The following is a 7347-nucleotide window of genomic DNA, read 5'->3' on the forward strand; positions in this document are numbered from 1 at the left end:
GCCACGACGCTCCCGCAGCCGAGGTTCTCGGGGCTTCGCCCCGGACCCCTGGGGTGGTGCGTCGGCTGCAGGCCGGTGGGGGCTGGTCGCGCAGTTCCCCGCGCCCCTTCGGGGCACCCGGTCGCGCCCACGCGGCGGAGCCGCACATCGACACAGCCCCGCGCCCCTTCGGGGCACGTGGCCCTACGCCGCCCTCGCCGCCGGTGCGCTCGGCGCAAGGTGCGAGGTGAACCAGTCGCAGGCGAGATCCGCCACGGCGTCCAGCGCGCCGGGCTCCTCGAAGAGGTGCGTGGCACCCGGGACGACCGTCAACTGATGCTCACAGCGCAGCTGTTGGGCGGCCTGTCGGTTGAGGTCCAGCACGGTCTCGTCCCGGCCGCCCACGATGAGCAGCGTCGGCGCGCGCACCCGGCCCAGCTGTGCCCCCGCGAGGTCGGGGCGGCCGCCGCGGGAGACCACGGCGGCGATGTCCGTGCCGCCGTCCGCAGCCGCCCACAGGGCCGCCGCGGCGCCCGTGCTAGCGCCGAAGTAGCACAGCGGCAGGGACTCCCGCCGCAGCCACTCCGACACCTGCGCGAGCCTGCGTGCGAGGGGCTCGATGGCGAACACGTTGGCCCGGTCCGCCTCTTCCTGCGGCGTGAGGAGGTCGAACAGCAGTGTGCCCAGTCCCGCCGCATTGAGGGCCTGCGCCACCGCACGGTTGCGCGGGCTCATCCGGCTGCTGCCGCTGCCGTGGGCGAAGACGACGATGCCGGGCGCCCCGGCGGGCAGCGCCAGATCGCCGGCGAGCGTGACGGCGCCGCCCTCGACCGGCACCTCGACGGGCACGCTGCGGTCCGGCTCGTCGCCGGTCCCGGAGCGCGCCGTGGCGCGGTTGCGCTGCAGCAGCTCGACGACCTCCTCGTCCGCGGTCTGGGAGAAGTCGCGGTACCACTCGCCGACGGCCGAGAACAGGGCCGGTGTGAACGGGCAGATCAGCTCGTCCACCTCCGTGGTGAGCACCGCCACCGCGTCCGGCGGGGCCACCGGCACGGCCAGCACGACGCGCGCGGCACCCTGGGCCCTGGCCACGCGGCAGGCCGCCGACGCCGTCGACCCCGTCGCGATCCCGTCGTCCACGACGACCGCCGTACGGCCCTTCAAGGGGATCCGCGGCCGTCCGCCGCGGAAGCGCCCGGCCTGCTCCGCGAGCGCCGCCTCCTCGCTGCGCTCGACCTCGGCGAGGTCGTCCTCGTCCACCCGGCTCATCCGGATGATGTCCTCGCGGACGACCCTGACCCCGCCCTCGCCGATGGCGCCGAAGCCCAGCTCCCGGTGGAAGGGCACACCGAGCTTGCGGACGAGGATCACGTCCAGCGGGGCGCCGAGCGCGGCCGCGACCTCGAAGGCCACGGGCACGCCGCCGCGGGGCAGGCCCAGCACCACCGGGTGTTCGCTGCGCAGATGCCGCAGCCGCTCGGCGAGCTGCCGGCCGGCATCCACTCGGTCCGTGAATCGCATGCTGCACCTCCGGTTCCGGGGTCCGGTTCCGGGAGGGGAGGGCGGAGGACGCTCCTGCTACCAGCATGCGCAGATTCCCGGGGATCGTCCACGGGCGGCCTCAGCCCCCGCCGCCCTCCAGGGCCGCCCGCACCCGCGCCGCCACCTGCGCCGCCTCCTCGTCCGAGGCGTAGCGCGTGCGCGGCCAGAAGAAGCCCCGCAGACCGTCCTTGCGGTTGCGCGGCACCACGTGCACATGGAAGTGCGGTACGGACTGGCTGATGCGGTTGTTGGCGGCGACGAACGAGCCCGCCGCGGCCATGCCCCGCTCCACGGCTCCGGCGACCCGCTGCACCCGGGTGAAGAACGGGCCCACCTCCGGTACCGGCAGGTCGGTGAGCGTCTCGGCGTGCCGCCGCGGCACGACCAGCACATGCCCGGGGAACAGCGGCCGTGCGTCCAGGAAGGCCACGGCCGTCTCGTCCTCCAGGACCAGGTGGGCGGCCTGCCCGCCCGCCGCGATGGCACAGAAGATGCAGTTCACGGCATCAGCGTGACGGATCCCGCCCCCCGGGGCAGGGATCATCCATGCCCCTGCTCGTCGGAACCTCGGGATGGCAGTACACGGACTGGCGCGGCGACCTCTACCCCGACGGCTGCCCGCAGCGGCTGTGGCTGGAGGAGTACACCCGGCACTTCGCGACCGTCGAGAACAACAACGCCTTCTACCGGCTGCCCTCGCCCGAGACCTTCGCCGCGTGGCGCGACCGCACCCCGCAGGGGTTCGTCATGGCGGTCAAGGCCAGCCGCTACCTCACCCACATCAAGCGGCTGCACGACCCCGAGGAGCCCGTGCAGCGCCTGATGCGGCACGCCGGGGGCCTGGGGGACCGGCTCGGGCCCGTCCTCCTCCAGCTCCCGCCCACGCTCAAGGCCGACGCGGGACTGCTGGACGCCGCACTGGCCTGCTTCCCCGCCGGCACCCGCGTCGCCGTGGAACCCCGGCACGACTCCTGGTGGACCGACGCGATCCGCTCCCTCCTGCAGCAGCACCACGCCGCCCTGTGCTGGGCCGACCACGACTCCCGCCCGGTGACCCCGCTGTGGCGCACGGCCGACTGGGGCTATGTGCGCTTCCACTGCGGCCGCGCCCACCCCTGGCCGCGCTACGGGCGCCAGGCGCTCGCCACTTGGGCCCGCCGCATCGCCGACGCCTGGCCCGACCGGGCCGACGTGTACGCCTACTTCAACAACGACCCCGGCGCGGCCGCCGTCCACGACGCCGCCGCCTTCGCCCGCGCCGCGGCCGGGCTGGGACGCACGGTCAGCCGTACACCGGAGGGGAGTTGATGGCCTCCACGCACTGGCCGCGGTACGTGCGGTTCGCCCCCGGCGTGCTCATCGCGGCCGGGCTGACCTGGGACGCGTTCTCGCCCGCGAACTACTGGGGCGACCCGATGATGGCCGCGGCCTGCGTGGTCGCGGGTTCCCTGCTCCCGCTGCGGCACACGGTCGCGGTCGGTGCGGTGATCGTGGCGGGTGCGCTGGTGCTGACCGCCAAGCACGGCTACCTGGGCCACACCCCGGGCTGGCTCGAACTCGCCAACACGCTCTTCGCCGCCCTGATCGGCATCGGCGTGAACCGCGTGATCGCCCGCCACGGGCGCCGCCTGGACGTGGTGCGCTCGGTGGCGGAGGCCGCCCAGCGGGCGGTCCTCCCCGTCCCGCCGTCCCGGATCGGCCCGTTGGCCGTCGCCGCCTGCTACCACGCCGCCCAGACCGAGGCGCAGATCGGCGGTGACGCTTACGCGGTGCAGCGCTCGCCGTTCGGCACCCGGGTGCTCATCGCGGACGTCCGGGGCAAGGGGATCGGCGCGGTGGGCGCGGTCGCCCTTCTGCTGGGCGCCTTCCGGGAGGCCGCCGCCACGGCCCCCGACCTGGGCGACCTCGCCGACCGCCTCGAACAGGCGATCCTGCGGGAGGTCGAGGACCGCAGCGAGGAACTGCGCATGGAGGGCTTCATCACGGCCCTGCTGGGCGAGTTCACACAGGACGGCGACAAGCTCTCCCTCCTCAACTGCGGCCATCCGGCCGCGTATCTCCTCGCCGGTGCCCGGGTCCGTCTGCTGCACCCGCACGACCCCGGCCTCCCGCTGGGCATGAGTCCGCTGGGTGTGCCCCGACCCGGCCCCGACTCCTGGACGTTCGGTACCGGCGACACGCTGCTGCTGGTGACGGACGGGGTGACGGAGGCGAGGGATGCCGCCGGGGCGTTCTACGACCCGGCAGCGCGCCTGGCGGGGCTCGGCCCGTTCGGGGATCCGGGGGAGCTCATCGACGTGCTGGTCGCCGACGTGGAGCGGTGGACCGGGGGCCCGCGGGACGACGACATGGCGATCCTGGCGGTGCGGCGGGAGGGCACGGAGTGACCCTCCGGCACCCGAGTGGCGGCGCTCGGGATGCGGAGTAGCGTGGTTCGTGTCTGGATGCGCGACCCGCATCCTGCGGGGCGCGTGTGGACCCGCACTAGATTTGGATTGGGTCGACATCATGACTCCCACAGACGCCCCAACGCGCAAGCGCAGACAGCGTGTTGCTGCCTTGCTGTTGGCCGCCGGCACCGCCGCTGCGGTCCCCGCCGTGGGCGGGTGGTGCGGTGGCGGTCATGGCCACGGTGAACATGCCCACGGGCACGGACACCGGTCGGGCATGGTCGCGATGGCCCCGGTCATGGCCCCCTCCATGGGCATGGCCACTGCGGCCCCCGCGACCCCCGTGACGGCGAACGCCCCGGCGGCGACCGCCAATCACGTGACGATCGCCGGCTTCGCGTACTCGCCGTCGACGCTCACCGTCACCAAGGGCACCACGGTGACCTGGACCAACAACGACTCGGCACCGCACACGGTGACCGGCTCGGGCGGGCTGAACTCGCCGACGCTCAGCCGCGGCGGCACGTACAGCTTCAAGTTCAACTCGGCCGGCACGTTCAACTACATCTGCACGATCCACCCGTACATGCACGGCACGGTGGTAGTGAAGTGACGTGAAGTGAGGAGTGTCAGGCAGCCCCTGCGGCGAGGTGAGCCCACCCGTCAGCCGCGGGGGATTGCTGCTGTTGTCTGCTGTCGGCATCGCCGCTCGGACGTCGAAGCTCCGGAAGAGGGGGTGAGCGCGCATGCTCGTCCGCTTCAGGCCCTCGACGGTCATCGGCCTCGGCACTGCCCGGACGGGCCTCGCAGGCGAGCCGCGTGACCGAGCGCTGCACGTTGGCCCTGGGCCCGGTCCATGGCGGGTCGAAGTTTCAAGGAGAGGGCCCTGTGCGGTTGTTGGCCGTCATCCAGCCGTGGAATTTCCAGAAAACCGGACCGGGGACCGGGTAGGACCGGGGACCGGGACCGGACCGGGGGCCGGGACGGCCGGGGTTGACGTGGGACGATTGAAGTGCTCTCCTCCCTTCTCGCAAGCTCAGGGAGGAGATTCCTGCCTACCTTGCGGTGGCGGGCTTGACGCGGCGTGCGCGCCTGGCGACTGCCCTTCCGGCAGCCGGGATGAGCGCGTGGCCCATCCGGTACAGGTGCAGGATGTTCCGGGCTGCGTTGCAGTCGGCGTTGCCCGACCAGCCGCAGTCCGGGTTCTTGCATACGAACACGGCCTGGCTCTCGCGGCTGCCCGTGGTGGTGAAGCCGCAGGCTGAGCAGCGCTGGGAGGTGCCGGGGGCGGGAACCTTGTGCAGGGTGCCGCCGAAGCGGGCGGCCTTGTAGGTCAGCATCGTTATGGTACGGCCCCATGCCTCCTGGCTGATGGAGCGGTTGAGACCGGCCTTCTGTGCGACGTTCTTCCCCGGCTCCTCGGTGGTGCCCCGGGCGCTTCTGGTCATGTTCGCGATGTCCAGGTGTTCCACCACGATCACGCTGTACTGCCGGGCGAGGAGCGTGGTGGTCTGGTGCTGCCAGTCCTGGTGCCTGCGCTTGGCTTTCGCGCGAAGCCCACGGATCTGGTCATAGGTTGCCCGCAGCCGCCGGGAAGTCTTCTCCCCGCGCTTGCGGAAGCTCTTACGGTGCGCGGCACACCGTTCCAGGCGGAGCAGCTTGGCTTTCTCGTCAAGGCCCAGCCACTTGTCCCGGTCGGAGGTGCCGTCTGTGTGCCGGGGCGGGCGCCCGTGGTCCTGGTGGTTGCCGTCGGAGAGGGCGAGGGGGATGTTCACCCCGGCATCGATACCGACCTGCGGGCCGGTGCGCGGCTCGGGCCTGGCTTCAAGGGCAGTGATGCGGAAGGCGATGTGCCAGCCCAGCTCATCCTTGACCAGCCTGGCGCCGGTGATCCGGTTGTCGGAGTTCGCTTTCTTGCCCACGGGCAGGTCGCGGGTCCAGCGGAAGCGGACACGACCGACCTTGGGGATGTTGACCAAGCCCCAGCGGCGGTGCACCCGGGTGATCTGCAAGTCCCGGCCCTGCGGAATGTCCACGCTCATCACCCGGCGGAAGCGGGCCTTGAAGTTCGGCTCCCCTGCCCGCCCTTCCCAGCAGTTCTTCCACGCCTGGAAGTAGGTCTTCAGCACCGCTTGCGCGGCCTGCGCGGGAAGAACGGCAAGGAAGTCAACCTCCTTGCGTGCATGGCGAATCGCCGCGTCGGCGGCGGCCAGCGTCCACTTGTCCTTCGGCAACATCGACCACCAGGCGTGCAGGCAGTTCCACATGGTGCGGGCCGCATGTGCCTGACCGTCCAGGAGTCGAACCTCGGCAGGGCTCAGCGCAAGCCGGGCGCGATGCCCGAACTGCCGCTTCTCCAACCCGAGTTCGCTGCTCATGTATGCACATTACCATTTGGCCAATGGCGCCACGTTGGAACCCGAACCCCGATGTACGCACGGGCCGTCACGTCGTCCACAACCTGCATATCCACTTGGATTTCGTCACCAAGTACAGACGCGCGGTCTTCACCGGCGGCATGCTCACCCGGTGTGAGGAGATCATGCGGGAGGTGTGCACTGGCTTCGAGGCGGAGCTGAAGCAATTCGACTCGATGCGTGCACCGAGCTGTCCGAGCGTCATCCCGCGCAGGGCCGACAGGTCGGTGTACTCCGCCTGCCACTGGCGTATCCGCTCGAACGAGGCCGCGCCCTTGGCGTCGTCGATGGCCCGGGTGGTGTCCGGATCGTCCGGGACCTCGAACGGCGGCGGGACGGGGAACGCCGCGTCCCCGGGGGCGGGGATGCTCGGCCACCCTTCCACCCGGGGGTACTGGGGATCCGCCAGCCGGGCGAGGATCGCGTCGACGTCGGCGATCATCTGCCGGTGCATGTAGAGGAAGTCCTCGCCTGACCCGTTGTCGGGCTCGGGCCGCGGATCGGCGCCGCCCGTCAGGGCCGGGCGGGGCGGATCCCAGCCGTGGGCGCGGAACTCCTGCTGCTGGGCGGGGGTCATGCCGGCCCATTCGTTCCGCGAGACGTGCCACCGCATGTGGTGCATGCGCATCGCACGGTCGGCCATGGTGTCGATCACGGGGCGGGGCAAGGCGTTCATCTCGCCCTCCTGGGCGGCTCGGCTCGGCAGCAGCGTGGGGACGTGACCGGGCTCCACTGTTGCAGCCGTCGTGCGGCAGGCGGGCACCTAGGGGGTGTCTGGTGAGCCAGCACGGGTCCTGCGGCGCCTGGTACGGCACCTCGCTGCGTTGTCGCATCACCCGAGTACGCCCAGTACGCGGGTGATGCTCCGTCTTGCGATCCACCGCACCAGACACCGCAGGACCCGCACCGACCCATCGGACACCCCCTAGGCAGTGTCTGATGGCTCTTGCCCGGGTGGTGGATCTGTTGCCGCTCTGGGCAGGAGCCAGGCATGGTGCGGCGGCATGAACTGACCAACG

General features: G+C 71.8%; 6 protein-coding genes and 1 pseudogene. 4 read left to right on the forward strand and 3 right to left on the reverse strand.

The window, feature by feature from the left end; genetic code table 11:
* Positions 1-183 precede the first annotated feature (183 nt).
* Both ACWD4B_RS34530 and ACWD4B_RS34535 read right to left on the reverse strand, forming a co-directional pair.
* Entirely contained in the window at positions 184-1500 is a 1317-nt protein-coding gene (locus ACWD4B_RS34530) for an alpha/beta family hydrolase (protein ID WP_451424482.1), read from the reverse strand.
* Between the two features lie 100 nt (positions 1501-1600).
* Positions 1601-2023 carry an HIT family protein gene (locus tag ACWD4B_RS34535; RefSeq protein ID WP_451424483.1) on the reverse strand — a complete coding sequence of 141 codons (423 nt, stop codon included), beginning with the start codon at positions 2021-2023 and terminating at the stop codon, positions 1601-1603.
* Positions 2024-2067: 44 nt separating this feature from the next.
* On the opposite strand from ACWD4B_RS34535, the gene ACWD4B_RS34540 reads away from it, so the two are divergent.
* The 3 genes from ACWD4B_RS34540 (at position 2068) to ACWD4B_RS34550 (ending at position 4524) form a co-directional block, all read left to right on the forward strand.
* Entirely contained in the window at positions 2068-2829 is a 762-nt protein-coding gene (locus ACWD4B_RS34540) for a DUF72 domain-containing protein (RefSeq protein ID WP_451424484.1), read from the forward strand.
* Complete coding sequence (locus ACWD4B_RS34545; RefSeq protein ID WP_451424485.1) at positions 2829-3908, forward strand: PP2C family protein-serine/threonine phosphatase; 1080 nt, start codon at positions 2829-2831, stop codon at positions 3906-3908. Before ACWD4B_RS34540 ends, ACWD4B_RS34545 begins: the two co-directional genes overlap by 1 nt.
* A gap of 280 nt (positions 3909-4188) precedes the next feature.
* Entirely contained in the window at positions 4189-4524 is a 336-nt protein-coding gene (locus ACWD4B_RS34550; protein WP_451424486.1) for a cupredoxin domain-containing protein, read from the forward strand.
* A gap of 442 nt (positions 4525-4966) precedes the next feature.
* Here ACWD4B_RS34550 and ACWD4B_RS34555 read toward each other — a convergent pair whose 3' ends face one another.
* Entirely contained in the window at positions 4967-6289 is a 1323-nt protein-coding gene (locus tag ACWD4B_RS34555; RefSeq protein WP_451424487.1) for an RNA-guided endonuclease InsQ/TnpB family protein, read from the reverse strand.
* A 23-nt stretch (positions 6290-6312) separates the two neighbouring features.
* Here ACWD4B_RS34555 and ACWD4B_RS34560 point away from each other — a divergent pair.
* Positions 6313-6501, forward strand: a pseudogene (locus tag ACWD4B_RS34560) (transposase); the annotation flags it as partial.
* Between the last annotated feature and the right edge of the window lie 846 nt (positions 6502-7347).

The sequence above is a fragment of the Streptomyces sp. NPDC002536 genome (assembly GCF_053594995.1).